2 protein-coding genes are annotated in these 3,106 nt (G+C 38.5%); both read left to right on the top strand.

Annotated elements, in window-relative coordinates; all coding sequences use genetic code 11:
- Positions 1 to 502: 502 nt before the first annotated feature.
- The gene (locus tag RT405_RS10835; protein ID WP_313469642.1) at positions 503 to 2,146 is read left to right on the top strand and encodes a peptide ABC transporter substrate-binding protein; all 1,644 of its coding nucleotides are present in this window, start codon (positions 503 to 505) and stop codon (positions 2,144 to 2,146) included.
- Positions 2,147 to 2,178: 32 nt separating this feature from the next.
- A partial coding sequence (locus tag RT405_RS10830; protein WP_313469641.1) for a Sapep family Mn(2+)-dependent dipeptidase occupies positions 2,179 to 3,106 on the top strand: 928 nt, incomplete at its 3' end.

The following is a 3,106-nucleotide window of genomic DNA, read 5'->3' as shown; positions in this document are numbered from 1 at the left end:
TCCTGCAAAAAATTATTTTGCAACCTACAATCGCATCAAGAGTCAAAAAGAGCTATTCCTGTACCCTTATAACGGTCACGAAGGCGGAGGCGAAGCCCACACCTTAAAAAAAATGCGTATTTTATTTGAACGCATTTCGTCTAGCCGTGATTAATTGGATACAAGTAGAGTTTTAATTATTTATTATTTTTATATAATAAAGAGACTAGTTTAGTTGTTTGCGTAGTATAAGCAACCTTATGGCATTTTTGCTATAAGGTTGCTTTTTTTGCTTTTCCGATAGCCCAGTGGATGAGTTTTAGAAAAAAGTATGTCTATGAATAAATAGAGATTTAAAATGAATATATTCAATAAAAATGCATGAAAACCTTTTATTTATTAAAAATAAGGTTTTATATTGTATATTTATGTTAATTCTTGTATGATAGTAAAAAGATTTAATTGTTTTGAGAAGTATGGGGATACGACTGAAAAATGAATTAAAAAGAGGGAGAGAAAGCAGATGAAAAAATTAGCTTATTTAGCCGTCAGCATGGCCTTTTTGAGTGGCTGTGCACAGTCAAATGGACAAACAACAAATAAAAGTTCGGTATCTGATGCTCAAGGGGGAGCAGAACAGACCTTACATTTAAGTGTAGCTTCAGAATTGCCGACGATCGATCCGGCTTTATCACAAGATACCATTAGTTTTACAGCTTTGAATCAAGTGATGGAAGGCTTGTACCGTTTGGATACAGAAGAAAATCCAATACCGGCTTTGGCTGAGGGTGAGCCGGAGATTAGTGAAGACCGTTTGACGTATCATTTCACCTTAAAGCCGGATTTAAAATGGTCAAATGGAGAAGCCCTAACAGCTGCTGATTTTGAATATGGCTGGAAACGGATTGTAGATCCCAAAACAGCTGCTAATTATTCATTTGTCATGACGGATATTAAAAATGCTGACGCTATTTTAGCGGGGGAAGCAGAAGTTGATGAACTAGGGATTAAAGCGCTCAATGATTTAGAGCTAGAAATTACATTAGAAAAACCAGTAGAAAACTTTTTGAAACTCATTACAAAACCGACGTTCTCTCCTCAAAAAGAATCGTTTGTTACTGCTGAAGATTCTGAATTTGGGACTAATAGCGATGCCGCTCTTTACAATGGGCCTTTTATCTTAAAAGATTGGGACGGAACAGGTTTGTCCTGGACTTATGAAAAAAATGAGGTCTACTGGGATCAGGAAAATGTTGCTTTAACCACTGTTACCAATCAAGTGATCAAAGAAACGTCGACAGGCTTAAATTTATATAACAATGGAGAAATTGATTCGATTACCTTAACAGGTGAGTTTGCTCAACAATACAATCAAGATCCTGAATTTATGGCACCATTAACGGCAAAATCGATTTATTTGGAATTGGATCATGTCAATAATCCGGCTCTAAAAAATAAAAATTTAAGAACCGCATTAGCCGTAGCGGTATCACGTGAAGAGTTAACCGAAAGTATTATTGCCAATGGGTCTAAACCAATTGGAGGTCTGGTTACCAGCGGGTTAGTCGAAGATCCGACAACTGGAGAAGACTTTAGAGCAGCTTCAGGTTCTTACTTAGATTACCAGCCTGAAAAAGCTACTCAATTATGGAAAACGGCACAAAAAGAGTTGGGCATTTCAACAGTTGATTTACAATTGGTAGCGGATGATGATGAAGTGACAAAAAAAGTTAGTCAATACTTACAAAATACGATTGAGAAAAATTTACCAGGTGTAAAAATTACGATTAAAAGTGTTCCTTTTAAGAATCGAATCGAATTAGGCGATAATGGCGATTTCGATTTGTTGTTGTCTGGTTGGGGTGCAGACACAAATGATACCAATAACTTTTTGAGTTTGTTTCTATCAGGTTCTGTTTTTAATGGCGGAAAATACTCCAATAAAAACTATGATGCGTTAGTTGAAGCTTCTATGGGAGAAGACAGCGGGAATGCTGAGAAAAAATGGACCAATGATTTAGCGGCTGAAAAGATTTTGCTGGAAGATGCAGGAATTATTCCGCTTTACCAGCAGGCACAAGCGATGTTGTTAAGAAGTTCGGTTAAAAATTACCACATGAGTCAAATCAATAGCGTAAATCTAAAATATGTATCCATTGAAGAATAAAAAATAAAATAAAAAGGCGGCTGTGTAAGTATATGAAAAATTGGATAACAGAAAAACATCAAAAAGAAAGTTTAGCTGCATTAAAACGGTTGATCGATATTCCATCTGTTAATGCAGCAGATGGGACTAGCTTTCCTCCATTTGGAAAAGCAATTGAAGACTGTTTGACAGAAGCCTTAACGATTTGCGAAGAATTGGGAATGACTACTTATCATGATCCAGCGGGATTTTATGGCTATGCTGACTATGGACAAGGAGAAGAGCTGATCGCTGTTTTGTGCCATTTGGACGTTGTTCCGGCAGGTGATTTGGCTTTGTGGGAAACGGATCCTTTTCAAGCAGTTGTGAAAGAGGGCGTTATGTATGGTCGAGGCAGCCAAGATGATAAAGGCCCGACGATTGCAGCTTTGTATGCTTTTAAAGCAGTCGTTGATAGCGGGGTTATGTTTAATAAACGCATCCGGTTTGTTTTTGGAACAGATGAAGAAACGTTATGGCGGTGTATGGCTCATTACAACTTAAAAGAAGAACAACCGACAAAAGGATTTGTACCGGATAGTGCTTTCCCGGTAACCTATGCTGAAAAAGGACTGCTGCAGGCCAAATTGATCGGTCCTGGAAGTTCTGATTTTGTACTCGCTTGCGGCGATGCTTTTAACGTCGTTCCGGGCAATGCTCAGTACCAAGGGCAAGATGCTCAACTTGTGAGCCAAAAATTAGCTGAACTGGGAATCAGCCAGACCCTTACGGACCAAGCGGTTACAGTAAATGGCAAAGCCGTTCACTCGAGTGCTGCTGGACAAGGAGTGAATGCGGTCAATCAATTGGCAACGGGATTGGTCCAAGTTCACCCGCATCCAATGCTGCAATTTTTAGCTGAAAAAGTTGGAACAGAAACGAATGGATTCAGTATTTTCGGAGAAGTGAAAGATGAAATGACTGGCGAGCTGACTTTTAATG

This window comes from Carnobacterium sp. (assembly GCF_032094055.1).
Classification (GTDB): domain Bacteria; phylum Bacillota; class Bacilli; order Lactobacillales; family Carnobacteriaceae; genus Carnobacterium_A.
The sequence above is the reverse complement of the archived record's forward strand: the minus strand, read 5'-3'. Positions and strand labels throughout refer to the sequence as shown.